Annotated in this window: 25 protein-coding genes; 8 read left to right on the forward strand and 17 right to left on the reverse strand. The window is 66.8% G+C overall.

Translation table 11 applies throughout. The annotated features are described in order from the left end of the window. Window positions 1-66 precede the first annotated feature (66 nt). On the forward strand, window positions 67-1,038 hold the full coding sequence (locus IEW24_RS15955) for a LysR family transcriptional regulator (RefSeq protein ID WP_188580353.1): 972 nt from the start codon (window positions 67-69) through the stop codon (window positions 1,036-1,038). A gap of 41 nt (window positions 1,039-1,079) precedes the next feature. Continuing rightward, on the forward strand, window positions 1,080-1,514 hold the full coding sequence (locus IEW24_RS15960) for a DUF1810 domain-containing protein (protein WP_188580354.1): 435 nt from the start codon (window positions 1,080-1,082) through the stop codon (window positions 1,512-1,514). Between the two features lie 52 nt (window positions 1,515-1,566). Here the strand turns inward: IEW24_RS15960 and IEW24_RS15965 are convergent, their stop codons facing one another. The 9 genes from IEW24_RS15965 to IEW24_RS16005 all read right to left on the reverse strand — a co-directional run bounded on the left by IEW24_RS15965 (window position 1,567) and on the right by IEW24_RS16005 (window position 11,069). Then, window positions 1,567-3,000 (reverse strand): NAD-dependent succinate-semialdehyde dehydrogenase, encoded by a 1,434-nt coding sequence (locus IEW24_RS15965; protein WP_188580356.1) that lies wholly within the window; start codon window positions 2,998-3,000, stop codon window positions 1,567-1,569. 150 nt (window positions 3,001-3,150) lie between these two features. Beyond that, a complete protein-coding gene (locus IEW24_RS15970) occupies window positions 3,151-4,242 on the reverse strand; it encodes a linear amide C-N hydrolase (protein ID WP_188580358.1) in 1,092 nt (363 codons plus the stop codon). Window positions 4,243-4,344: 102 nt separating this feature from the next. Next, on the reverse strand, window positions 4,345-6,003 hold the full coding sequence (locus IEW24_RS15975; RefSeq protein ID WP_188580360.1) for an amidohydrolase: 1,659 nt from the start codon (window positions 6,001-6,003) through the stop codon (window positions 4,345-4,347). Between the two features lie 84 nt (window positions 6,004-6,087). Continuing rightward, window positions 6,088-7,338 (reverse strand): ABC transporter substrate-binding protein, encoded by a 1,251-nt coding sequence (locus IEW24_RS15980; RefSeq protein ID WP_188580362.1) that lies wholly within the window; start codon window positions 7,336-7,338, stop codon window positions 6,088-6,090. A 33-nt stretch (window positions 7,339-7,371) separates the two neighbouring features. Further along, complete coding sequence (locus IEW24_RS15985; protein ID WP_188580364.1) at window positions 7,372-7,662, reverse strand: DUF3303 domain-containing protein; 291 nt, start codon at window positions 7,660-7,662, stop codon at window positions 7,372-7,374. A 24-nt stretch (window positions 7,663-7,686) separates the two neighbouring features. Beyond that, window positions 7,687-8,670: a branched-chain amino acid ABC transporter permease gene (locus IEW24_RS15990; protein WP_188580366.1), complete on the reverse strand. Its 984-nt coding sequence runs from the start codon at window positions 8,668-8,670 to the stop codon at window positions 7,687-7,689. A gap of 3 nt (window positions 8,671-8,673) precedes the next feature. Continuing rightward, complete coding sequence (locus IEW24_RS15995; protein ID WP_188580368.1) at window positions 8,674-9,561, reverse strand: branched-chain amino acid ABC transporter permease; 888 nt, start codon at window positions 9,559-9,561, stop codon at window positions 8,674-8,676. A 7-nt stretch (window positions 9,562-9,568) separates the two neighbouring features. Beyond that, on the reverse strand, window positions 9,569-10,285 hold the full coding sequence (locus IEW24_RS16000; RefSeq protein ID WP_188580369.1) for an ABC transporter ATP-binding protein: 717 nt from the start codon (window positions 10,283-10,285) through the stop codon (window positions 9,569-9,571). Next, window positions 10,278-11,069 (reverse strand): ABC transporter ATP-binding protein, encoded by a 792-nt coding sequence (locus IEW24_RS16005; protein ID WP_188580371.1) that lies wholly within the window; start codon window positions 11,067-11,069, stop codon window positions 10,278-10,280. The genes IEW24_RS16000 and IEW24_RS16005 overlap by 8 nt, the downstream gene beginning before the upstream one ends. A gap of 188 nt (window positions 11,070-11,257) precedes the next feature. Between IEW24_RS16005 and IEW24_RS16010 the strand changes: the two genes are divergently transcribed. After that, entirely contained in the window at window positions 11,258-12,073 is an 816-nt protein-coding gene (locus tag IEW24_RS16010) for an IclR family transcriptional regulator (protein WP_188580373.1), read from the forward strand. Between the two features lie 93 nt (window positions 12,074-12,166). Further along, complete coding sequence (locus IEW24_RS16015) at window positions 12,167-13,051, forward strand: alpha/beta hydrolase (protein ID WP_210324230.1); 885 nt, start codon at window positions 12,167-12,169, stop codon at window positions 13,049-13,051. A gap of 37 nt (window positions 13,052-13,088) precedes the next feature. Here the strand turns inward: IEW24_RS16015 and IEW24_RS16020 are convergent, their stop codons facing one another. Together IEW24_RS16020 and IEW24_RS16025 are read right to left on the reverse strand one after the other, a co-directional pair. Beyond that, a complete protein-coding gene (locus tag IEW24_RS16020; protein ID WP_188580377.1) occupies window positions 13,089-13,796 on the reverse strand; it encodes a GntR family transcriptional regulator in 708 nt (235 codons plus the stop codon). Further along, window positions 13,793-15,193 (reverse strand): amidase, encoded by a 1,401-nt coding sequence (locus IEW24_RS16025; protein WP_188580380.1) that lies wholly within the window; start codon window positions 15,191-15,193, stop codon window positions 13,793-13,795. The genes IEW24_RS16020 and IEW24_RS16025 overlap by 4 nt, the downstream gene beginning before the upstream one ends. 29 nt (window positions 15,194-15,222) lie before the next feature. On the opposite strand from IEW24_RS16025, the gene IEW24_RS16030 reads away from it, so the two are divergent. Further along, a complete protein-coding gene (locus IEW24_RS16030; RefSeq protein ID WP_188580382.1) occupies window positions 15,223-15,582 on the forward strand; it encodes a hydroxyisourate hydrolase in 360 nt (119 codons plus the stop codon). On the opposite strand, the gene IEW24_RS16035 is transcribed toward IEW24_RS16030, so the two are convergent. The 4 genes from IEW24_RS16035 to IEW24_RS16050 all read right to left on the reverse strand — a co-directional run bounded on the left by IEW24_RS16035 (window position 15,583) and on the right by IEW24_RS16050 (window position 19,527). After that, window positions 15,583-16,386 (reverse strand): ABC transporter permease, encoded by an 804-nt coding sequence (locus IEW24_RS16035; RefSeq protein ID WP_188580385.1) that lies wholly within the window; start codon window positions 16,384-16,386, stop codon window positions 15,583-15,585. It lies immediately after the preceding gene. Between the two features lie 12 nt (window positions 16,387-16,398). Further along, window positions 16,399-17,250, reverse strand: coding sequence for an ABC transporter permease (locus tag IEW24_RS16040; protein WP_188580386.1), 852 nt, complete (start codon window positions 17,248-17,250; stop codon window positions 16,399-16,401). Between the two features lie 82 nt (window positions 17,251-17,332). Beyond that, window positions 17,333-18,379 carry an ABC transporter substrate-binding protein gene (locus IEW24_RS16045; RefSeq protein WP_188580388.1) on the reverse strand — a complete coding sequence of 349 codons (1,047 nt, stop codon included), beginning with the start codon at window positions 18,377-18,379 and terminating at the stop codon, window positions 17,333-17,335. Window positions 18,380-18,414: 35 nt separating this feature from the next. After that, entirely contained in the window at window positions 18,415-19,527 is a 1,113-nt protein-coding gene (locus IEW24_RS16050; RefSeq protein WP_244644459.1) for an ABC transporter ATP-binding protein, read from the reverse strand. A 151-nt stretch (window positions 19,528-19,678) separates the two neighbouring features. On the opposite strand from IEW24_RS16050, the gene IEW24_RS16055 reads away from it, so the two are divergent. Continuing rightward, complete coding sequence (locus IEW24_RS16055; RefSeq protein WP_244644460.1) at window positions 19,679-21,088, forward strand: amidase; 1,410 nt, start codon at window positions 19,679-19,681, stop codon at window positions 21,086-21,088. A 3-nt stretch (window positions 21,089-21,091) separates the two neighbouring features. Here the strand turns inward: IEW24_RS16055 and dapA are convergent, their stop codons facing one another. After that, a complete protein-coding gene (dapA, locus tag IEW24_RS16060) occupies window positions 21,092-21,979 on the reverse strand; it encodes a 4-hydroxy-tetrahydrodipicolinate synthase (protein WP_188580391.1) in 888 nt (295 codons plus the stop codon). Window positions 21,980-21,995: 16 nt separating this feature from the next. Next, complete coding sequence (locus tag IEW24_RS16065; RefSeq protein ID WP_188580393.1) at window positions 21,996-22,925, reverse strand: dihydrodipicolinate synthase family protein; 930 nt, start codon at window positions 22,923-22,925, stop codon at window positions 21,996-21,998. 144 nt (window positions 22,926-23,069) lie between these two features. On the opposite strand from IEW24_RS16065, the gene IEW24_RS16070 reads away from it, so the two are divergent. Beyond that, window positions 23,070-24,134 carry a LacI family DNA-binding transcriptional regulator gene (locus IEW24_RS16070; RefSeq protein WP_188580394.1) on the forward strand — a complete coding sequence of 355 codons (1,065 nt, stop codon included), beginning with the start codon at window positions 23,070-23,072 and terminating at the stop codon, window positions 24,132-24,134. 4 nt (window positions 24,135-24,138) lie between these two features. Further along, window positions 24,139-24,549, forward strand: coding sequence for a tautomerase family protein (locus IEW24_RS16075; protein WP_188580396.1), 411 nt, complete (start codon window positions 24,139-24,141; stop codon window positions 24,547-24,549). Window positions 24,550-24,570: the final 21 nt, after the last annotated feature.

Below are 24,570 nucleotides of genomic sequence, written 5' to 3' on the forward strand. Positions count from 1 at the left end.
ATCGCAAATAATCAGGACTGATCTTGATCATCATCATGGATGATGATCACCGCGAGGAACAGGCTGATGGACATCCGGCAGATGCAGTATTTCCTGTGCCTCGCGGAGACGGGACACGTCACCCGCGCGGCGCATCAGCTGAACATCGTGCAGCCGGCGCTCAGCATGCAGATCGCCAAGCTGGAGGCGGAGTTCGGCCAGAAGCTGTTCGATCGCGGCGCCCATGGCGTCACCCTCACACAGCCGGGCGAGGCGCTGGTGCGGCTGGTGACGCCCATCGTGCGCGATGTGGAGCACGCCACGCAGGAAATGGCACGGCTGAAGGGCCGGGTGGCGGGGCGCGTGTCGGCGGGCCTCGTCACGTCCGCCGCCCAGAGCACGCTGGCCAGCTCATCTGCCATCATCGCGGCGCGCTATCCGGATGTGGAGCTGTCCGCCTGCGAGGGCTACACGCAGACTTTGGCGGACTGGGTGGCATCGGGCCAGCTTGATTTCGCCATCGTGAACGCCCCGCGCCGGGGTTCCGGTCTCTCCGCGCAGCCCATTATCGGCGAGGATATGGTGTTCGCCTGCCGGGCAGACGACATGCCGCTGCCGCGCCCGCCCGTTTTCGCCGAGCTGGCGGCTTTTGATCTCGTACTGCCCTCCAAGCGGCACGGGCTGCGTCTGATTCTGGAGGAGCAGGCGGCGGAAGCGGGCGTCGAGCTGCGGCCACGGCTGGAAATAGACACTCTGTCCGCCATTGCCGAGATCGTCTCCACCACCGGTATGGCGACAGTCCTGCCGACCATCGCTCTGCATGACGTGCTGGCACGCGGGCGGGCGCGGGCGTTCCACTTCGCCGGGCCGCCGATCCGGCGGCACATTGCCTGCGTGCACCATCCCCGTCGTGTGATGTCCCCGGCGGCAGAGGCGGTGCTCGCGGTTTTGCGGGAGGATCTGGTGCGGGCGGCGGCTTCCGCCCATGCTTATGTGCGCCCGGCCCCGGAAGCGACCATTCGCCCGAAGCGACGGTCGCGGAAAGAGGGCGCAGTCTGAGCAGCACGATGACGGGCAAGGACAACAACCGGGAGGGCGGGATGAGCGAGGACCCGTTTGATCTGGAGCGTTTCGTTTCCGCCCAGTTCACCGTCTTTGACGATGCACTGGCTGAGCTCACTGCGGGCCGCAAGCGGACCCACTGGATGTGGTTCATCTTCCCGCAGATGCGCGGCCTTGGGCATTCCTCCATGGCACAGCGCTATGGCATCGGTTCGCTGGCGGAAGCGCGGGCCTATCTGGCCCATCCACTGCTGGGCGAGCGCCTGCTGGCGGCAACCGATGCGGCACTGGCCCATGGGGCGGCGGGCGCGCACACGCTGTTCGGATCGCCGGACGACATGAAGTTCCGTTCCAGCATGACGTTGTTCGCCTGCGCGGGTGGGGAGGAGGGGCGGCTGTTCCGCGATGCGCTCGCTGCCTTCTACGACGGACAGGAGGACGCAGAGACGCTGCGCCTGCTGGAGCGGCCATGAAAAAGGCCGCGACGCTTGCACATCGCGGCCTCGTTTCCAGAGCAGCCGGCCGTCAGATGCCGGCCTGGGTCACGAACTTCGGGTTGAGGTACGCCTCGATGGCCTCAGAGCCGCCTTCGGAGCCGTAGCCGCTGTCCTTGACGCCACCGAAGGGCACTTCCGGCAGCGCGAGGCCGAGGTGGTTGATGGTCATCATGCCGGTCTGCACCTGCGAGGCGACAGCGTTCGCGGTCTTGGCCGAGCGGGTGAAGGCATAGGCGGCAAGGCCGAACGGCAGGCGGTTGGCCTCGTCCACCACTTCATCGAAGTCCGAGAAGGGCAGCATCATGGCCATGGGGCCGAAGGGCTCCTCGTTCATCATCCGCATCTGGCGGGTGACGCCGGTGACAACCGTGGGCTCGAAGAAATAGCCCTTGTTGCCGATGCGGCTGCCGCCGAGGCGGACGTCCGCGCCCTGCTGGCGGGCGTCATTGAGCAGCGCCTCCATGGCCGGGATGCGGCGCTCGTTGGCGAGCGGGCCCATGGTGATGCCGGCTTCCATGCCGTTGCCCACCTTCACCGTCTTCGCATGGTCGAGGAAGGTGTCCACGAACTGCTCGTAGACCTTCTCCTGCACCAGGAAGCGGGTGGGGGAGACGCACACCTGCCCGGCATTGCGGAACTTGGAGGTGGCCATCAGCTTGGCGGTGGCATCCACGTCCGCATCGTCGAACACGATCACCGGGGCGTGGCCGCCCAGCTCCATGGTGACGCGCTTCATGTGCTCGCCCGCGAGACCCGCCAGCTTCTTGCCCACGGGGGTGGAGCCGGTGAACGTCACCTTGCGGATGACCGGATGCGGGATGAGATATTCGCTGATCTCGGACGGCACGCCATAGACGAGGCCGATGACGCCCGCCGGCACGCCGGCATCCACGAAGGCGCGGATCAGCTCGGCCGGGGAGGCCGGGGTCTCTTCCGGCGCCTTTACGATGATGGAGCAGCCGGCGGCCAGCGCGGCCGAGAGCTTGCGCACCACCTGATTGACCGGGAAGTTCCACGGCGTAAAGGCCGCGACGGGGCCGACCGGCTCCTTGACCACAAGCTGATAGATGCCGGGGGAGCGGGCCGGGACCACGCGGCCATAGGCGCGCTGCGCCTCTTCGGCGAACCACTCGATGATGTCGGCGGCGGCGGCGAGTTCCACGCGCGCTTCGGCGAGCGGCTTGCCCTGCTCCTGCGTCAGCAGGGGGGCGACCGTCTCCACGCGCTCGCGCCACAGGCCGGCGGCCTTGCGCATGATCTTTGAGCGCTCATAGGCCGACATGCGGCTCCAGATCGCAAAACCCTTCTGCGTGGCGTCGAGCGCCTCGTCGAGGTCCGCGCGCGAGGCGTGGGCGACGGAGCCGATCTCTTCCTCGGTGGCGGGATTGAGCACCGGGATGCGGCGGCCGCCTTCGGCATCGCGCCAGGTGCCGGCAATGTGGAGCTGGACGTTCGGATACATGGGGAACTCCATCTTGGAAGGATGGTCTTGGATGTTCGCGGGCATGCTTATCGCACAGATCGGCAGCCGTCGCCTGCCATCTGCGCTTCTCACGCCAGAATGAGACGCTTCGGTCAGTTTGTTTGTGTGGAAATGATGCGTGCCGTGGCGTCAGCGCCCTTCGGGCAGGCCGAGGAACACGAATGGCTCGGAGGGCGTGAACTTGGCATGCACCTCGCCGGCGAAGACATTGCGCTGGTCGGGGCCGAGGTCGAGCTTCATCACCTTGGCGCCGGGGGCGAAGTCCAGCTGCTTGAGATCCACCCAGAAGACGTTGGGGGTGAGGGCGGACTCGAAGAAATAGAGTTTTCGCTTGTGGTCGGCCACCGTGCGCCAGCGGGTCGAGGAGATGTTGGGCTGGTCCGGCGTGGTGATGCCGAATGGCACCGAGACGTTGCGGATGATGCTGAACACGCTGGCGATGGCCTTGACCGGATCCTCATTCTTCGGGATCGCATTCACGAAGAAGGAGGCGCGGGCGAAGCGGTCCGCGGAGCGGTTGGTACCGGGCAGGAACACGGTGCCGCCGATCTCCTTCCAATAGGCGTCGAGCGCCAGTTGCTGTTCGAAAACGGGCGAATTGGTCATCACCTGATACTTGCGGCTGTGATGGATGACCTGCCGGCCGCCGATATACTGGACGATGGCGCTGTCGCCGCTGGAATCGGACAAAGACAGATGCAGGGTGGCGAGCTTGTCCTGCCCCGGCACATTGGCGGTGACGATGGTGAAGGGCTCGCGCTCCAGAGCCGTCACCGCCTCGGCGACGGTGGCGAAGTTGTCGAGCGCATATTGCGCCCATAGCGAGATGGCGAGGCCGGGCTTCGAGTCCTTGGTGAAGGCGGGATATTCGGACTCGGTGAGCCAGAGCACATTGGCCGAGAGACCTGCCTCGTTCAGCCCATCGGTGGTGGAGATGTCATAGCCCGAGGCAATGATGCTGCCGTATTTGGCCGTCCACTTGAGGGAGTTCGGTCCCGCCCGCCCATCCCGCGCCATGCCGCGCGGAAACACCCAGAGGTTCGTGGCCACGTCCTCTTTCCAGTCCATGGAGCGGGCAGTGATGACGTCGTCATTGGCGCCGAGATAGACCACGCGGGTGCAGGCGGCGGAAATCGCCGGGGCAAAGGCCAGCGCAGTGGCGGCGGCAAGGGCGGCGACGGTAGAGAGCGCGGAACGCGTGCGGCGGAGGGGCTCGGCCATGGCTGCCTCGCGGGCGTTGGAAGCTCCCGCAAGCTTAGCACGGTCTGGATGAAGGACACGCGGCACCGCAACCGGGCCGCGTGCGCGTGTCGCGGGAAAGGCTCAGGCGGCCTGGGGCTCGCCATGGACCGTGCGGCCGAGGGACATGACATAGTCCACCTTGATGGAGCGCAGATCGTCCACGTCCACGGTGAAGGGATCGCGGTCGAGGGCGATGATGTCTGCATACTTGCCCGGCGCGATGGAGCCGCGCACGTCGTCCTCGCCCATGGTGAGGGCGGCATCCAGCGTGTGCATGCGCAGGGCCTGTTCCAGCGTCACCGCCTCGTGCGGGTCGATGAAGGAACCGGAATAGGTCTGCCGCTTCAGGCAGCACCAGATGGAGAAGAAGGGGTTGGTGGCCTCCCGCTCCGAGCCGATCCACACATCCGAAGACCCGGACAGGCGCCAGCCCTGATCCAGCAGGCTCTTGAAAGGGAAGCGGCCGCGTGTGCCGTATTCGCCCAGATAGTCCTCGAAATACTCGCCGAAGGTGTAGATGAACACGGGCTGCGGCACCGGGATGATGCCGGACTGTGCCCAAAGGTCCGCCGTGCGCTGGTTGGGCATGAGGTTGCCCGCATGCTCGATGCGCATACGGGTGCGGCCCGAGGTGGCGCCGCCCATCTTGATCACGGTCTCGCTCAGCCAGTCCTGTGCCCGATCGCCATTGGCGTGCACGATGAGCTGGAGGCCCTTCTCCTGTGTGAGCCGGTAGGCGCGGCGGAAGAAGTATTTCTGGAAGGCGATGTTGCCGTTGAAACCGGGGTGGCCGACGTAGCAGCAGTTCACCGCCGCGCTGCGGGCGGAGAAGCCGCCGTCCGAGAACAGCTTGATGCCCTGCACGCGCAGCTGGCGCTCGCTGGCGGAGAGCTGGAAGTGGTCCTGCCAGTTCACGCCCTTGTCCAGCTCCAGCGTGCCCGGCGCCCAGAGATAGAGGCGCAGGCTCAAAGGCAGTTCGCCGTCGAGCGCCAGATCGTCCATGGACTGGATGCCCTGCACGGTCTCGGAAATCTCGCCGATGGTGGTGACACCATAGCGGGTGAAGTTGCTGCGCAGGCCGTCGCGGATGGCGGTGCGCAGGGTCTCGTGGGTGAGGCCGGGCAGGGGAAGGATGGTGTCCATCTCCTTGACCACGCCGGTGGGCGTGCCGTCCGCCTCGCGCTCCACCGAGGGCGGGCCGGTGATGGAGAAGGCGGGGGCGACGTAATTCTTGTCGATGCCGGCGATTTCCAGCGCCTTGGTGTTCAGCACCGTGATGTGGCCGCCGGCGCGCAGCGCGATGGGGCGGTCCGTGCTCACCCGGTCAAGCTCCGCGCGCGAGGGCAGGCGGCCGTCCTTGAGCTTGCGATCAAAGAACAGGTTCGCCTGTCCCACGATCCACGGCGTCACGTCCTCGGGCACCGCCTGCGTGGAGAGGGCGTCCAGCACGTCTTCGATGGTGGAGCATTCCGGGGCGCGGCAGTCCACGGTGTTGTGGGCGGTGCGGCACACCACCTCCGCATGGGCGTGCACGTCCACGAAACCCGGCATCAGCGTGCGTTGGCCAAGATCGATGATCTCCGCGCCTTTCGCGGCATGGTCGGCTGCATCCGAGCGGCGGATCAGGCGGATGATGCGGTCGCCGCGCACCACCACCCCTTCCCAGTGATCGGCGGCATCGGGCTGCATGGTGATGACCCGGCCCCCGAGCAGGACCGTTTCACGCGAAGACTGGGACATGGGAAGCCTCGAAAATTCAAGCGGAAGGCAAAGGAGAACCGGCCGCCCGCATGTGCTGCGGGCGGCCGGTGGAAGGGGTGAGGATTACTTCTTGGCCACCAGCGGGCAGCGGGACTCCGACAAAGGCGTGAAGGCCTCATCGCCGGGGATGGTGGCGAGCTGCTTGTAATAATCCCACGGATATTTGGACTCTTCGGGCGACTTCACCTGGAACAGATAGAGGTCGCGGATCATGCGGCCGTCCTCACGGATGCGGCCGTTCTTCACGAAGAAGTCGTTGATCGGCATTTCCTTCATCTTGGCCATCACGGCGGCGGTGTCGTCCGTTCCGGCGGCCTCAATGGCTTTCAGGTAATGCATGGTGGAGGAATAGACGCCCGCCTGGGACATGTTGGGCATCAGCTTCATCTTCTCGAAATAGCGCTTCGAGAAGGCGCGGGTCTCGTCATTCATGTCCCAGTAGAAGGCCGAGGTCAGCAACATGCCCTGAGCCGCCTTGAGGCCGAGGGAGTTGATCTCGTTGTCATAGACCAGCAGGCCCACGAGCTTCTGGCCGCTGGCCGGGCCCATGCCGAATTCGGCCGCCTGCTTGATGGAGTTCGCGGTGTCGGCGCCGGCGGTGGCGAAGGCCACCACGTCGGCGCCTGAGCCCTGCGCCTGCAGCAGGAAGGAGGAATAGTCGAGCGCGTTCAGCGGCACGCGCACCGAGCCGACCACGGTGCCGCCGCCGGCCTTCACGAAGGTGGAGGCGTCCTTCTCGAAATCATGACCGAAGGCATAGTCCACGGTCACGAAGAACCACTTCTTGCCGCCCTGCTTCAGCACCGCATTGGCGGTGGACTTGGCCAGCGCATAGGTGTCGTAAACATAGTGGATGGTGTTGGCGTTGCAGGCCTCGTTGGTGAAGCGCGGCGAGCCGGAAATGTTGATGACGACGATCTTGTTCTTCTGCTTGGCGATCTCGCTCACCGCGAGGCCGGCGGAGGACAGGTTGATGTCCATGATGGCGTCGACGCCATCGGTATCGAACCATTCGCGCGCCTTGGAGGCGGCCAGATCCACCTTGTTCTGCATGTCGGCATAAACAACCTCGACCGGCTTGCCGAGCACCTTGCCGCCGAAATCCTCCACCGCCATGCGGGCGGCGGTGACGGAGCCCTGTCCGGCCACTTCCGAATAGTTGCCGGACATGTCCATGAGCAGGCCGATCTTGACCACGTCACCGGACACCTTGCCGGCGGCGGGCGCGGGGCTCTGGGCCTGTGCGGGCGCAAAAGCCGCAACGCTTCCAAGCAGGCCGGCGACGAATGCCAAAGCCTTCAGTTTCTTCTGCATGCGAGTAATCCCCTCTGGTTGTTTTCGGGATGATCAGGCGGCGGTGGAAGCGGGCGCGTCCAGCAGCAGTGCGGCGGCAGCTTCGGCGCCGGACACCACGGGCAGGACTTCGAAATCGCACAGATCCGACCAGCGGGCGCACCAGCGCTGGATCAGGGTGACGTCCTCGCACTCGAAGATCTGGAAGGTGCGGGCGAGATCGGCGGTGCAGTAAGAGGCCTTGAACACCATGCCGTCCGGGATGAGGCGGCCGTCCTCGCGCATGCGCTTATAGGTGGCGGCGGCGTTCTGGTTGCGGAAGCCGGTGATGATCATGAACTGCATGGGATCAACTCTTCGGATGCGGGATCAGCGGGAGGAGCGGGCTTTGAGGCGATGCCGGATCTCGCCGACGATGCCGCGGCGGAACAGCATGACGCAGGCGACGAAGCAGCCGCCGATGAGCACCGGCGCAGGAATGGAGGTGGCGGCGAAATAGTGCTCCATGGCCGTCACCAGCGCCGCGCCCACCACCGGGCCAAGCAGGGTGCCGATGCCGCCCAGCAGGGTCATGAGGATGACCTCGCCGGACATCTGCCACGTCACGTCCACCAGCGATGCGAGCTGGAAGGCGATGGCCTTCACCGCGCCCGCAAGGCCGGCGAGGGCCGCCGATATGACGAAAGCGGCGAGCTTGTAGCGGTTGACCTCATAGCCCAGCGAGATGGCGCGCGGCTCGTTCTCGCGGATGGCGGCGAGGATGTTGCCGAAGGGCGAGTTCACCACCCGCCAGATCAGCACCATGCCAAGGAGAAAGGCGCCGAGCACGGTGTAATAGAGGGGCAGCGGTTTCGAGAGGTCGATGATGCCGAACAGCAGCCCTTGTGGCACGGACTGGATGCCGTCCTCCGAATGGGTGAAGGGCGCCTGCAGGAAGACGAAATAGACCATCTGCGACAGGGCCAGCGTCACCATGGCAAAGTAGATGCCCTGCCGGCGGATGGCGAGGAAGCCCATGACGAGCCCGAGCGTGGCCGCGAAGGCGACGCCCGCGAGAATGCCCAGTTCCGGGGTGAAGCCCCATTCCTTCACCGTGTGCGCGGTGATGTAGGCCGCCCCACCGAAGAAGGCCGCATGGCCGAAGGAGAGCAGGCCCACATAGCCGACGAGTAGGTTGAAGGCCGCTGCGAACAGGGCAAAGCAGAGGATCTTGATGAGGAAGACCGGATAGACCGCCAGCGGCGCGGCGATGAGCGCCAGCAAGGCGAGCACGATCAGCGCGCGGCCGACGAGATGCCCGATGCCGAGCGCATCATTGGCGGTCTTGAGGGGCGTGGAGGTGGCAATGGACATGGCTCAGGCCTCCCGTCCGAACAGGCCGGCGGGGCGCACCAGCAATACGATGGCCATGACGACGAAGATCACGATGCTGGAGGCCTGCGGGTAGAACACCTTGGTCAGCCCCTCCAGCAGGCCGAGCGCATAGCCGGTGACGATGGCCCCCATGATGGAGCCCATGCCGCCCACCACCACCACGGCGAAGACGATGATGATGAGGTTGGAGCCCATGAGCGGGCTTACCTGATAGATGGGCGCGGCCAGAACGCCTGCGAGTGCGGCGAGGCCGGCACCGAGCATGTAGGTGAAGGTGAGCAGCTTCGGCACGTTGACGCCGAAGGCCTGCACGAGGCCGGAATTCTCGGTGGCCGCGCGCAGATAGGCACCGAGCTTGGTCTTCTCGATCAGCAGCCACACGGAGAGGCAGGCGATGAGGGAGGCCACCACCACGAAGCCGCGATAGATGGGCAGGATCATGAAGCCGAGGTTGACCACGCCGGTGAGCAAAGCGGGTGGGGAATAGGGCTTGCCGGCGGCGCCGAAGCCGTCGCGCATCAGGCCCTCGATCATCAAAGCGAGGCCGAAGGTGAGCAGCAGGCTGTAGAGATGATCGAGGCCGTAGAGATAGCGCAGGAACAGGCGTTCGATCAGCAGCCCCGCCACTGCCACGATGAGCGGGGCCAGCACCAGCGAGGGCCAGAAGCCGATGTTGAGCACGGTCAGCAGCAGCCACGCCGTCACCGCGCCCAGCATGTATTGGGTGCCATGGGCGAAATTGATGACGCGCAGCAGGCCGAAGATGATGGCGAGCCCGAGGCTCAGCAGCGCGTAGAAGGAGCCGTTGATCAGCCCGATGAGCAACTGGCCGGAGATGGCCTGGATCGGCAGTCCGAAGAGCGTGGTCATGAGCGCCTCACACGCCGAGTTGGGTCTGGAGGGAGGCGAGGCGGTCCGGCACCTCGGCGGCGGTCAGGTGGTCCACCACCCGGCCGTGCTCCATCACATAGAAGCGGTCCGCCACCTTGCGGGCGAAGCGAAAGTTCTGCTCCACCAGCAGGATGGTCATGCCGCTGGCTTTCAGCGTGCGCAGCACCTCGCCGATGCGCTGGACGATGACCGGGGCGAGGCCCTCGGTGGGTTCGTCCAGCAGCAGCAGGCGGGCGCCGTTGCGCAGCACGCGGGCCATGGCCAGCATCTGCTGCTCGCCGCCGGAGAGTTTTGTGCCCTGGCTGTTGCGCCGTTCCTCCAGATTGGGGAACAGGCGGTAGATTTCCGCGACGCTCATGCCGCCCTCGGCCACCTTGGGCGGCAGGGTCAGGTTCTCGGCCACCGAGAGGCCGGCGAAGATGCCCCGCTCCTCCGGCACATAGGCGATGCCGGCCCGCGCCGCCTGATAGGTGGGCAGGCCGATGAGGTCGCGGCCCTTCAGCTTGATGACGCCCTCGCGCTTCTTCAGCAGGCCGGTGATGGCGCGCAGGGTCGACGTCTTGCCGGCGCCGTTGCGGCCCAGCAGGGTGACGGTCTCGCCCTCGTGGACGTCGATGTCCACGCCATGCAGCACATGGCTTTCGCCATACCAGCCGTTGAGGCCGCGGACTTGCAGATGGGGCAAGGGGTGAGGTTCAGTCATCGTCGTCCTCGCTGCCCATATAGGCCTCGCGGACCTGCGGATCGGCGCTCACCTGCGTATAGGTGCCCTCGGCGAGGATCTCGCCCCGCGCCAGCACGGTGATGGTGTCGCAGAGCTGGGAGACCACGTTGAGATTGTGCTCAACCATCAGCACTGTGCGCCCCTTGGCCACCTGCCGGATGAGATCGGCCACGTGGTGGATGTCCTCATGGCCCATGCCGGCCATGGGCTCGTCCAGCAGCAGCACCTGCGGGTCCAGCGCCAGCGTGGTGGCCAGTTCCAGCGCGCGTTTGCGGCCGTAGGACAGTTCGCCTGCGGTCAGATCCGCCTTGTCGGCCAGCTGCACGGCGGTGAGCAGCTCCATAGCGCGGTCATCCAGCGAGCGCAGGGTGCTGAGCGGCCGCCACCACTGGGTGGCGAGGTGGCGCGGGCGCTGGAGGGCGACGCGCACGTTGTCGAGCACGGTGAGGTGCGGGAAGACGGCGGAGATCTGGAACGAGCGCACCAGCCCCTGCCGCGCCACCTTGGCCGGGCCGGTGCGGCCGATGTCCTGCCCGCGATAGAGGATGCGGCCGCGCGTCGCCGGCATGAAGCGGGTCAGCAGATTGAACACCGTGGTCTTGCCCGCGCCGTTCGGGCCGATAAGCGCGTGGATGCTGCCCGCGTGCACCTTCAGATTGACGTCGCGTACCGCCGCGAAGCCTCGAAACTCCTTCGTCAGCCCTTCGGCCGCAAGGATAACGTCGCCGGTCCGCTCAGCGGAGCCGGTGGGGCTGGACAGCATGGATGCTCACCTCTGGAAGTTCCATTTATCGGAACTTGTCTCATTTTTTATTCATGGTAGTGGTCTTCTCATTGCTGTCAATCCTCTCTCAACGGAGGTTGGCGAGGCTGACTGTTACCGCCCGCAACAGGTCGCTGGACGGCAAGCGGATTTTGGCCGTAAGGCTGGACGGGGAGGGAAGGCCGCGCATGAAAGAGGACCACAAGCTTCCGCCGTTGGAGCGCTATTTCCGGATTCTGGAGCTTCTGAGCGCCCATCCCGGCGGGCTGGCGCTGATCGAGGTCGCGCGCATGCTGGCGTTGCCCAAGGCCACCGCGCATCGCCTCCTCGCCACCATGCAGAATTCCGGTCTCGTGGCGCTCAACAGCTCCGGCGCTGCCTATGTGACCGGCGATCGCGTGCGCCGCCTCGCGTTGTTGAGCACCGACGAAGCCTATATCGAGACGCTCACCAGCTCGCTCCTGCGCGACCTCTCCGAGGAGATCGGCGAGACCTGCTACGTGGCGCGTCTGGAGGGCACGCAGGTGCGGTCCGTCGTGATGGAATCACCCGATGCGCCATGGCGCGGCTTTGTGCTGCCGGGCAAGACCATGCAGCCCAACGCCACCGCCTGTTCCAAGGCCATCCTCGCCTTCCATGACGAGGCCTTCATTGATCGCGCGCTCGCCGACAGCATCGTGCGCCTGACGGACCGCACCAAGACCGATCCCGCCGCCATCAAGGCGGAATTGGCGCAGGTGCGGGCGCAGGGCTACGCCACCTGCATCGGCGAGGTGGACGAGGCACTGGCTGCCGTTGCGGTGCCCGTGGAGGTGCAGCCGGCAGGCGTGGTGTTCAGTCTCGGCGTGGTCGGCCCCATGGCCCGCATCCTGCGGCTGATCGAGGAGGATATTCCGAAGCGCCTCACCACCATCGCGGACGCCATAGCGCTGGCGCTGGCCAAGGGCGATACGGCCGCCGTTCCCCGCGCCCTGCACGGCCGCGAGGCGTCCGCCGGAGCCTGAGCCCGCCTCCCGCTTTCCCCCGAGATTGATCCGGCGCGCACTCTCCTGCGTAGGATGAAAGGTCCGCATCGGCGGCAACGGAGGGGTGATCTGGTGCTGCGTACGCTCCTTTCGCCGGCCGGCCTTCTCAATGCGCTCGCGGCCGTGCAAGGCGGGTTCTCGGTGACGCGCGATCTCGCCTATGGCCCGCACGCGCGGCACCGGCTGGATGTGTTCCGGCCGAGGCAGCCGCGCGCACCCGCCCCCGTGCTCGTGTTCTTCTATGGCGGGGGCTGGGAGGAGGGCGACCGGGCGGCGTATCTCTTCGTCGGCGCGGCTCTGGCGCGGCTGGGCTTCGTGGTGGCGATCCCGGATTATCGCGTGTTCCCGGACGCGCGGTTTCCGGCGTTTCTCGAGGATGCTGCCCATGCGGTGCGCTGGGTCCATGCGCACGCGGGCCAGATGGGTGGCAACGGTGCCGGGCTTTTACTGATCGGCCATTCCGCCGGCGCGCATATTGCCGCCATGCTCACGTTCGATCCGCAATGGCTGGGCGGTGTCGGCCTTGAGCCTGACCATGTGCTCACCGCCATGGTGGGGCTGGCCGGGCCTTATGATTTCCTGCCCCTGCACAGCGCGCGGCTGAAACAGATCTTTGCCCCTGCGCCGGGGCTGGAGGCCACGCAGCCCATCACCTTCGCCCATGGGCACGGGCCGCCCGTGATGCTCGCGACGGGCCGTGCGGATCGTGTCGTCGACCCCGGCAACAGTCTGCGTCTTGCCGATCGCATCCGCAGGCTCGGCGGCGTGGCGGATGTGCGCTTTTACGATCGTGTCAATCATGCCACGCTGCTGGGAGCGTTTGCCGCGCCGCTGCGGCCGCTCGCGCCGGTGTTGCTGGACACGGTGGCCTTCCTGCATCGCGCTTCGGCCGCGGCTTCCGGGTGTGCATCTTCGGCCGGGCAGAGTTTTCACCCTGAGCAGGTCTGCGAGCCGTGATGCAGGCGTCCCTTGGCGGCATGGGCCTCGCGCGGCCTCAGGCGGCCCGACGCCGCCGGCCCGTGGGTTGCGGTTCTGCCTCGGCGCAATAAGCGGCGACCAGCCGTCCGGTACGTCCCACGTGATGGGCCATGAGCGTGCGCACGGTTTCCGCATTACGGGCACGCAGGGCATCGAGGATCTGCCGGTGCTCAAGGATGGATTCCTCCACCCGGCCCAGCGACGATAGCCCCACGTTGCGTGCGCGCTGGAGGCGGCCGATGAGGCGTGCGTGCGCCTCCGACAGCGCCGGATTACCCGCGCCGGCCACGATGAAGGCGTGGATCTTCTGGTTGAGGCGGATGTAGCCGATGCGGTCGCCAGCCGCGTGCCGGGCCTCCATCTCGGTCTGGAAGCGGGCGAGCCGGGCGATGTCCGCCTCGCTCATGCGGCTGGCCGCAAGCTCGGCGGCGAAGCTTTCCAGCGCCACTTCCACCTCGAACAGATGCTGGAGTTCCTCCGCCGCCAGAGGGGCGACGATGGCCGCCCGGTTGTGCCGGAGCAGCACCAGCCCTTCCGCCGCGAGCAGCTTCAGCGCCTCGCGCACCGGCGTGCGGGAGCCGCCCAGTTCCTCCACCAGCCGCCGCTCGCTCAAGGGCGCGCCGGGCGGCAGCTCAAGGAATACGATCTTCTCACGCAGTCTCTCCACCGCCTGTTCCGCGAGGGAGACGGGCGGCGGGGGGCGGGCGGGACGGGTTGCCGTCACGGCCACAGCCCTTCGGTGGCGAGGATTGCCTCCACCCGTGCGGCAAAGCTGAGCAGGCGATCGTCATGGCCGCGCGTGGCGATGATCTGGAGCCCGAAGGGCAGGCCGTCGCGGCCCCGACCCACCGGAATGGAGATGGCCGGCACGCGAGCGTGGTTGAACAGCGGCGTGAACACCGCATGGGCACGCGGTGCCACGTCCTGCCCGCCAATACGCTCCGGCCCCAACCGGTCGTTCGGCCAGGCGACACAGGGCACGGTCGGCCCCATGAGGATGTCGGTCTCCATGAAGAAGCGGCCGAGCGCGCGGGTGATCTCCTGGCCCAGGATCAGCGTGCGGGCGACGGTGGCTCCATCCAGCGCCAGCCCGCGCTCGATCTGCGCCGCGATGTCCGGATCGAACAGGTCGGGATCGCGGCGGAAGGCCTCGCCATGGATGGCGGCGAGGCCGGCGTGCTGGGCAGGCATGAGCGCCGTCTCGCTGGCGCCCTCGGGCCATGGCGGATCGCGGCGGGTGACGGCGAGGTCGTGGCGGGTAAGGGCGGCCATGGCCCGCTCCAGCCCCTCAGTCACCTCCGCATCCACAGGCGCATCGAGCCCGAATGTGGGGGAGAAGGCGAGGCGCAGCGCCTCCGGCGGTCGGTCGTCGGGCAAAGCGAGCAGGAGCGAGTCCGGATCGCGCGCATCGGGGCCGCGCAGAACCGAAAACATGAGCGCCACGTCGGCCACGGTCATGGCGATGGGCGCGGGGCAGGAGATGCCGGCGAACGGGCTCGGAAAGCCCGGCCCGCGCGGGATGGCACCGTAGGATGGCTTGAAGCCCACAGCGCCCACATGGGCAGGCGGGCGGCGGCTGGAACCGCCTGCATCCGTGCCCAACGCCAGCGGCACGAGGCCGCCCGCCACCGCCGAAGAAGGCCCGCCGGAGGAGCCGCCGGGGGTCAGCGTGGGATCCATGGGGTGGCGGGTGGTGCCGTAGACCTTGTTGGTGGTCAGCCCCTTGCAGGCGAACTCCGAGGTGTTGGCCATGCCCATGATGACCGCGCCGGCACGCTTCAGCCGTTCAACGGTGATGGCGTCGGCCGGGGCGATGAAATCGGCCGTGAGCAGGGAGCCCTGCGTGACCCGCCGCCCACCGACCCAGATGTTGTCCTTGATGGCGAGGGGCACGCCGGCCAGCGGAAGCCGCTCGCCGGCGGCAAGCCGCGCATCCACCGCGCGGGCGGCGGCGCGGCCTTCCTCGGGATTGAAATCGACGATGGCGACCAGATCAGCGGCGGCCTCGATGCGCGCGATGGCAGATGCCGCCACTTCGGCAGCGCTCGCGCGGCCTGCCTGCACATCGGCGGCGATGTCCACAGCTGTGCCAGTGGCAATGCCGTTGCGGGACGCTACCATGCGTTCCTCTCCAGCTCGGGATCGATCATATGGCACAGGCGGGCGGCATCTCCATCCATGGCGTGGACATCGCCAAGGGCATCGCGGCGGCGGGGCTCGGCGTGGAGGTGTTCGCGCTCACGCCGGAGCGGCGCTCCATCGCCAAGGGCGAGCTGGGGGCGAATGGGGTCTTCGAGCATCCGATCATTTCCGGGGAGGGCATTGCCGCCGGCCCCCATGAGGTGGTGTTCGCGCTGGGCGACTGGCTGCGCGCCAACGGCTATGGCGAAAAGGAAGCGGCCTTTCTCGATATGGTGCCGTTCCGCTTCGTGATCACGCGGGTGGAGGAGCATTACCATCTGCCGTTCAAGTTCACGCCCTGGGGTATCCAGCTGTTCCGGGGCGTCTGATCACGCGAGGCGCCGCGACAGGCCGGTGAAGCGCTCCATCACCATGATGAGCGCGATGGTGAAGACGATCAGCACGCCGGAGAGCGCAGCGATCGTCACGTCCAGCTTGCCTTCCAGATCCTGCCACATGCGGATGGGCAGCATGTCGGTGGCGGCATCGCGCAGGAACAGCGACACCGGCACATTGTCGAAGGACGACATGAAGGCGATGAAGCCGCCCGCCAATATGCCCGGCCGGATCAGCGGCAAGGTGATGCGGCGGAAGGTGTAGACCTTGCCGGCACCAAGGCTGGCGGAGCATTCCAGCAGTGTCGGGTCGAGCTGGGACAGCGCCGCCACCGTGTTGCGCACCACATAAGGCACGCACACCACCGTGTGGCCGATGATGAGGGTGAGCGGCGATACCGGCAGGCCGAGCGCCGAGAAGAACATCAGCGAGGAGAGGCCGAAGGCCAGCGCCGGCAGGATGAGCGGCGACATGAACAGCCCATCCATCAGCTTGGCGGAGAGGCGCGAGGAGCGCGAAATGCCGAGGCCGGCCAGCGTGCCGAGCACCACGGAGAGGAAGGTCGCCCAGGCCGCCACCTTCAGGCTGTTCATGGCCGCGAAATGCAGCTGCCAGGCATCCCACAGGGCCACGTACCAGCGCAGCGAATAGCCGGGCGGGGGGAAGCGCAGCGAGAAGCCACTGGTGAAGGACACGATGAGCACGATGGCGGTGGGCGCCACCAGCAGGATCAGCGCCAGCACGGCGATGACGCCGATGGCGAGGTGGAAGGAGAAGGCTTCCCAGTCGCGTCGCATGGGCGTGTCTCCTCAGGCGCTGGCATAGCCGCGCGACAGGCGGCCGAGCAGGTTGAACACCATCACCACCGCGAGCACGGCGACGAGGAAGATGATGGAAATGGCCGCCGCGAACGGCCAGTTCTGCAGGGTGGAGGCCTGCTGGTAGATGTACATGGGCATGAACAGCATCTGCCCGCCGCCCACGAGGCTCTGGGTGATGAAGGCGGTAATCGCCGCCGCATAGGTGAGCATGGAGCCGGCGATGATACCGGGCAGCGAGAGCGGCAGCGTCACCCGCACGAAGGTGCGCCACGCGCCCGAGCCCAGCGAGAGCGAGGCATCCGACAGGTTCGGGTCGATGCGGCCGATGGCGGTGATGAGCGGCAGCACCATGAGCGGCATCTGCACCTGCGCCAGCGCCACCACGAGGCCGAGATCGGTGTAGATGAGGCGCAGCGGCGTGGAGATGATCCCCATGGACATCAGCACGTTGTTGACGATGCCCTGCCGGCCGAGAATGACGATCCAGGCAAAGGTGCGCACCACCACGGAGGTGAGCAGCGGCAGCAGCACGATGAGGATGATGAGGCCCTTCAGGCGGGGGCCGACGCGCGTATAGGCATAGGCCACGGGGTAGCCGAGCAGGAGCGTGAGCAGCGTGACCTTTACGCCCAGCAGCAGCGTGTTGCCGAGCACCGAGAGGCTGAACACATCGCCGAGGAACTGCCCGTACTGGTTGAGCCCATAGGCCGTGCCCTGCGGGTTCGCCTGGAAGCTCAGCACGAGTAGAACCGCCAGCGGGGCGAGGAAGAAGACCGCAAGGAAGCCGCCGAGCGGCAGGGCCAGCTTCACATCATAAGCGGTGGGCGCGGTGGCAGCCATGGCAGGGGGCCTTGCTTGCGGAGGCGGGGCTTGCGGGGGTGTCCCGCCGGGCGATGCCGGCGGGACAGAAGTGATCAGCCGATCAGAGCTTGATCTCGCGGTTGAACCGCTCGATCCAGGCGGAGCGCTGGGTGTTGATGGTCTTCCAGTCCTGGAACACGAACTTCTTCTTCAGCTCCTCGGTGTCCTTGGCCAGAACCTTGGCGATCTCGCCGGTCATGGGTACCTTGGCGTTGGTGGGCACGATCAGATAGGGGCTTTCCATCAGCTTCTTCTGCACCTCGGGCGAGAGCGCCGCCTCGATGAGTTTGAAGGCCAATTCCTGATTGGGCGAATTCTTGACGATGTGCATGGTGGTCTTGAAGGCGATGGCGCCTTCCTTCGGGGCCACGAATTCCACCGGCACGCCCTGAGCCTTCAGGATCTGGATGGCGTTGAAATTGCCGGGCGAAATGTCGATCTGGCCCTGCTGGAAGAGGCTCGCCAGCGCGCCGGGATTGGCAGCCACCGCCGCCAGATTGGGCTTCAGCTTCTCCAGCGCGGCGAAGCCCGGATCCACATTGGCTTCCGAGCCGCCATGCATGCGGGCGATTTCCACCAGGAAGCCGGTGCCCAGCGTGGAATTGAGGTTGGTGATGCCGACGCGGCTCTTGAACTCCGGCTTCCACAGGTCCGCCCAGGAGGTGGGCGGGGTCTTCACCGTCTCGGGATTGTAGGTGAGGCCCACCACCTGGAAGAAGGGGGCGGGGCCGGTGTCCACCTGCGCCTCGGAGATCAGGTCCTTGTAATAGGCGCTCTTGGCGACCGGATAGGGCTCCACCAGCCCGTCGCCGATGGCCACCAGCGCCGGGCCGGGATCGTGCAGCATCACGTCGATGGGCGGGTTGGCGGCGGCCGCCTTCACCTTGGCGATCTGGTCCACCGACAACATGGGGTCGAGCACGATGTTGGCGTTGTCCGTCATCTTGCGGAAGGCCGGCACCAGCACGGCCTTGTGCGCCTCTTCCCAACTGCCGGTGAAGGTGGCGAACACCAGCGGGCGCGCCTGCGCATAGGTCAGGCCCGGAAAGGCCTGCATGGCGCCCAGCGTCAGCGCGGTCTTGAGAAGTGAGCGGCGGTTAAGGTCCATGAATGTCTCCTCAGGCGGCAAAGGGAAAGGGGAAGTCAGGCGGGATAAGCGGTGGCGAGATCGGGGGAGAGCGGGCGCACGCGCACCGGCGTTCCGGTGGCGCGCAGCGCCGTGCCCGCGCGACGAGGCTCGGACACCTTGATGCCGGCGCCATCGGCGCCGCGCACCTCGTGCACCACGGTGGCACCGAGCGGCAGGCCCATCTCCACCACGGCGGCAAAGCCCGCCGGGTCGTCGGTCATCTCCAGATGCTCGGGCCGCAGGCACACGGTGCAGCGCTGCCCGGAGGCCAGCACGCCGCCGGGGGAGCGGGCGCGCAGTTCCGCCCCCGCATCGAGGCGGATGGTGGCCATGTCGCCGTCGCTCGCCAGCACCTGCCCGGAGAGCTGGTTGGCGGTGCCCACGAAGGTGTTCACGAACAGGCTGTCCGGTCGATCGTAGATCTGCGTGGGCGCGGCGAACTGTTCGAGGCGCCCCTGGCTCAGCACCGCCACGCGGTCGGCCATGGAGAGGGCTTCCTCCTGATCGTGCGTCACCATCACCGTGGTGATGCCGGAGAGGCGCTGCAGGCGCTTGATCTCGATCTGCATGTCGAGACGCAGATTCTTGTCCAGCGCCGCGAAGGGCTCGTCCAGCAGAAGGATGCGCGGCTTGATGGCGAGCGCGCGGGCGAGCGCCACGCGCTGCTGCTGGCCGCCGGAGAGCTGGCGGGGCAGGCGGTCGGCCAGATGGCCGAGCTTCACCAACTCCAGCAGGCGCTTGGTCTCCGCCTCGCGCTCGGCTTTGCCGATGCCTTGAGCCGCCGGGCCATAGGCCACGTTCTCGGCGATGGAGAGATGGGGGAAGAGCGCATAATTCTGGAACACGATGCCGATGCGGCGGCGGTTCGGCCCCAGATCATCCACCACCTCGTCGCCGAGGATGATGCGGCCTTCCGTCTGGCGGATGAAGCCAGCGATGATGCGCAGCAAGGTGGTCTTGCCGCAGCCCGAAGGACCGAGCAGAGCCACCAGTTCGCCTGCGCGAATGTCGAGATTGATGTTCTCGACGGCGGTGCTCGATCCATAGCGGTGGGTGACGGCATCCACCACCAGCGCCCGGCCACCAGAAGCCGTGCCTTGGGTTTCGTTGCTCGCGGTCTGCATCATGCTGTCCGGCATCCCTTTTGCGTGCCGTGACAAGAGCAAATGGCATGCCAAATTATGAATAGTGTTTATATTTCAATATGATGATTGTCTTTCAATCGGTGGATCGAGGCGTGGGCGCACGGCAAGTGTGCACATTCAGAAGGAATATGGCGTGAAAAGCATCATCTGCCGCAACGGCAGGTCCGAGGGCGTTCTGGACAGTGCGGCGCTGCTGGCGACGCGTCTTGATGCGCGTGAGATTTCGGCGGCTTCGGTGCTGGAAGGGCACCTCGCGCGCATCGCCGCTCTGGAGCCGGGCCTCAAGGCGTTCATCACCGTGGATGCCGAGGGCGCCCGTGCGCGGGCGCAGGCACTGGATGCGGCAGAGGAGGCTGTCGGCCCGCTGCACGGCCTGCCGGTGGCGGTGAAGGATCTGACCGATACTGCGGGCCTCGCCACCACCATGGGCTCGGCGATCCATGCGGAACGCATCCCGGACATGGACGATCCGGTGGTGGCGCGCCTGCGTGCGGCGGGGGCGGTGATCATCGGCAAGGCGAACACGCCGGAATTCGGCTTCGGCGCCGTCTGCACCAATCCGCTGCAGGGGCCGACCGCCAATCCTTATGATCCGGTGCTCACCTCCGGCGGCTCATCGGGCGGTTCCGCCGTGGCGGTGGCGACGGGTATGGCTGCGCTGGCACATGGCACGGATTTCGGCGGCTCCGTGCGCACGCCTGCCAGCTTCTGCGGCGTCGTCTCCATCCGTCCTACGGTGGGCCTGATCGGCGATGCGGGGCGGGAGCTGGCCTGGACCGGCCTTGCCACAGCGGGGGCCATGGCGCGCACGGTGGATGATGCGGCGCTGATGCTGGGCGTGATGGCAGCGCCCTCGGCGCTCGATCCACTTTCGGCGCTGGTGCCGACGGTTGATGCGCCGTTCACGCGCATCGCCGCCACGCCGGACTTCGGCCTCGCGCCGGTGTCGGATGCCGTGCGGGCGCGCTTCGGCAGCGCCGTGGCGAGAGCGGAAGAGGTGCTGGGTGTGATCCCCTCGGCCACACCGGACTGCGCCGGCGCGCCCATGGCCTTCCGCACGCTGCGGACAGCGCAGATCGCGCGCAATTTCGGACCGTTGGTCGCGCAGGAGGGAGATCGCATCACGCCCACCGTGCGCTGGAATGTGGAGGCGGGCCTTGCCCTTTCGGCGCAGGATTATCTGGCGGCGGAAGCGGGGCGCGCGGCATTATGGCGGCGCTTTACCGCCTTCTTCGCGGAGCATGATGTGCTGCTGGCCCCGGCGGCTTCCGTGTTGCCTTGGCCCAATGCGGCGGGCGAGGTGACGGAGATGGATGGCCGGCCGCTTGCCGACATCCTCGATTATCTCGCCGTCACCTTCATCGTATCGCTGGTGGGGTTTCCGGTGGTGACGCTGCCCGCGCCGTGCGCGGCGGGAGAACTGCCGTTCGGCCTTCAGCTCATCGGCCGGCCGGGCAGCGAGGCGGGGCTCATTGCCTTCGCCAAGAGGCTTGAGGCGGCGGGATTCTGCTGGACCCCGCCGCCGTTGCTGCAAAACCTGTAAGGCTCAGACGCCCTGAACGGAGAGGCCGAAATCGGCCACCAGCTTGCGCGCCATCTCCATGCGCGCCTCGGGCAGGGGCAGGCGGGGCGGGCGGGGGAGGCCCACCGGCAGGCCCATGAGCGAGAGCGTCGCCTTCGCGCCGGCCACATAATAGTGCCCGGCCACGAAGTCGATGATGCGGAAGTGCTTCCGATACAGCTCCCGCGCGCCGGCAAGGTCGCCCTTCTCGGCCACCAGCCGGTAGATGTCCGACATCACGCGGGGCGCGATGTTGGAGGGCACGGACACCCAGCCGGCGGCGCCCTCGCAGAAGGATTCAAAACCCAGAATGCCGCCGAACACCGTCATCCGCTCGCCGCACAGGCGCTGGATGTCGCGGATGCGCGTCACCTCAAGGGTCGATTCCTTGATGTAGCTGACGGTGTCGATCTCGCTGAGGCGGGCCACGATCTCGGGGCGCAGGTCCACGTTGGCGGTGGCCGGGTTGTTGTAGATCATGATGGGCAAGGAGACGGCCTCGCCCACGGTCTTGAAGTGATGGAACAGCTCGTCCTCGGTGGGGGTGGAATAGAAGGGCGGGATGATCATCACCCCGTCCGCCCCCAGCTTCTCGGCGCGGCGGGAGAGGCGCACCACCTCGCGGGTGTCCTCCGCCCCGGTGCCGATGAGCACGGGCACGCGCTTTGCTGCGCGGTCGATCACCGTCTTGGCGACCAGCTCCTGCTCGGCGTCCGAGAGGGAGAGGAACTCGCCGGTGGAGCCGAGCGGGATCAGGCCGTGGATGCCCTCGTTGATCTGCCAGTCCACATAACGCTCGAGCGTGGCCACATCGACCTCACCCTTTGCGTCATAGGGCGTGACCATCACGCTGTAGGTGCCGTGAAAGCTCATGTGCGTGCGCTCCGGTTCAGGCGTCGAGCAGGCCGGCGGCCACCAGCGCGGCGCGGATCTCCGCGCGCTCCTTGGCCTCGATGGGCAGCAGCGGCGGGCGCGGATCGGGATGGGGCAGGCGGCCGAGCAGATGCAGGGCTGTCTTCATGCGGTTGTGGCAGTCCGCATGCGGGCGGCGATAGAAGGCGCGGCAGAGCGGATAGAGCCGGTCGTTGACCGCGCGGGCTGCGGTCAGATCACCCGCCGACATGGCGGCATAGAGCTGCGCGAGCAGGTCCGGCACCACGCTGCCAATGCCGGAGAGGATGCCGTCCGCGCCATAGGCGAGGGAGGAGAACAGCCAGCCGTTGTTGGTGGTCAGGATGCTCACCGGCCGGTCAAGCGCGCGCAGCGCCCGTACATTGTCCTCATAGATTTCCGGAATGTCGCTGCCTTCCTTCACGCCGATGATGGAGGGCACCTCCACGCAGAGGCGGGTCAGCAGCGCGGTCGAAAAATTCTGGCCCGAGCCACGCGAGAGCTGGAACAGCACGATCGGCAGCTTGGTCGCCGCCGCGACGGCGGAGACGAAGCGCATCGCCATCTCCGGGCGGGCATCGCCGCCCTGCGCGAAGGCCGGCGGCGGGAACAGGAGGAGCGCATCGGCGCCCTCGGCCTCGGCATCCTTGGCCAGCGCAACGGCGTCGGCGGTGTTGTCGGCCACCACGCCGGCCACCACGCCGACCGGGCGGGCGGCTGCAACCGCAAGGCGTATCACCCGCGCCCGTTCCGCCCGGTCTAGGGCCGAGACTTCACCCGCATGGCCGTTCACGACGACGGCCTTCATGCCTTCGGTGCCTGCCACCTGGGCAATGTGCGCGGAGAGTGCCGCCTCGTCGATGGCCCCGTCCGGCCGGAAAGGGGTGAGAGTTGCGGGCCATATGCCGCCGATGCCGCTCAGATCCATGCCTGCCTCGCGTCCGCCTCATCTTTGGGCATTGTGCCCAATAAATGGAAAATTACAGAAACCGTTTCCAGTCAACGGATAGATCGTAAATTCTGTTTCGGTCAAGGATTGACAGAATAAAAAGATCGGAACTACCATTTGCGAATGGAAACGTTTCCAAAAAAACCTGCAAAGCCCCGAGCGGAGAAGACGCGTGTCGGCGCCGTCACCCTGCGCGATGTGGCGCGGGTGGCGAATGTCTCCGTGGCCACCGCCTCCCGCGCGCTGACCGGCACCGGCCTTGCCAGCGCGGAGACGCAGAAGCGCCTCATCCAGGTGGCGGCGGACCTGGGCTACCGGCCCAACACCTTCGCCCGTGGCCTCAAGACCAAGAGCTCAAAGCTCATCGGCCTTGCCATCCATAATCTGGAAAACGCCTCCTTCCGGGTGCTCGCAGAAGTGGTGCAGACCCGCATGCGGGCCTTGGGCTACGAGGTCATCCTCTCCATCACGTCTGATGATCCGGGGCAGGAGCGCAGTACGCTGGCGACGCTCGCCGATCACAGCATCGACGGCCTCATCGTGGTGCCCACCGGCGCCAATGGCCCGCAGTTGCTGGGGCTGGAGAATGCCGGCATCCCCGTGGTCTGCGTGGTGCGCCGGGATGAGGGCGCGCTGCTGGAATCGGTGCTCGCCGCCGATCCCGAGGGCGCCTATGCCGGCACCCGCCACCTGCTGGCGCTGGGTCATCGCCGCATCGGCCTCATCGTCGGCCGCGAGGACACCACCTCCGGCAAAGAGCGTCTCGCCGGTTATCTGCGTGCCTTGCACGAGGCCGGCCTGCCCGTTGACCGCGCGCTCATCCATCATGGTCGCTACGTGCCCGAAACCGGCGTCACGGCGGCCAATGCCTTGCTGGCGCTGAAGGAACCGCCGACCGCGCTGTTCGTCGCCAATCACGAATCCTCGCTGGGCGTGCTGCGGGTGGTGTCGGAACGCGGCATCAGCGTGCCGGATGATCTCTCGCTGCTCTGCTACGAGGACACGCCCTGGTTCGAATGGCAGCGCCCGGCGCTGAGCGTGGTCGATAGCGGGGCCTCCGAAATGGCCAATCTCGTGGTGGACCGGCTGATGCAGCGCATCGGCGGGGCCGCGAATGGCGGCCGGGAATATCGCGTCGGCGTGCGGCTCATCGAGCGCGCATCCTGCCGCGCGCTGGAAGGACGTTGAAGCAATGCCGTATCTGGAAGTCCTCGGTCCCCCCGCAGGCGTTGCGGAAAAGCAGGCGGCCGTGCGCGCCGTCACCGAGGCCGTCGTCTCGGCCTTTTCCGTGAGCCCGGCCACCGTGACCGTCTATTTCCTGCCCGTTCAGGTCGCCGATTATGGCCATGAGGGCACGCTGGGTCTTGAAGGTCGGCAGATGCGGGTGTTCGCCAAGATGCATGCCTATCGCCGGGGCGTCGCCGAGCGGCGCAAGGCGGCGGTGGGGATCACGCAGGCGCTGGCCACCTGCTTCGGCGCCGACCCCGATGATGTGGCCGTCTACTTCATGGACCGCACGCTGGATGAAGTGGCCCATGGCGGCGGCATGGCTTGCGACGACGCGGCCGAGGCCGCCCGCGTGCCCGTCGCCCTCGCGAAATAGCATTCCCGAATTTGCCCGAGT

It is taken from the genome of Azorhizobium oxalatiphilum, from assembly GCF_014635325.1.
GTDB lineage: Bacteria > Pseudomonadota > Alphaproteobacteria > Rhizobiales > Xanthobacteraceae > Azorhizobium > Azorhizobium oxalatiphilum.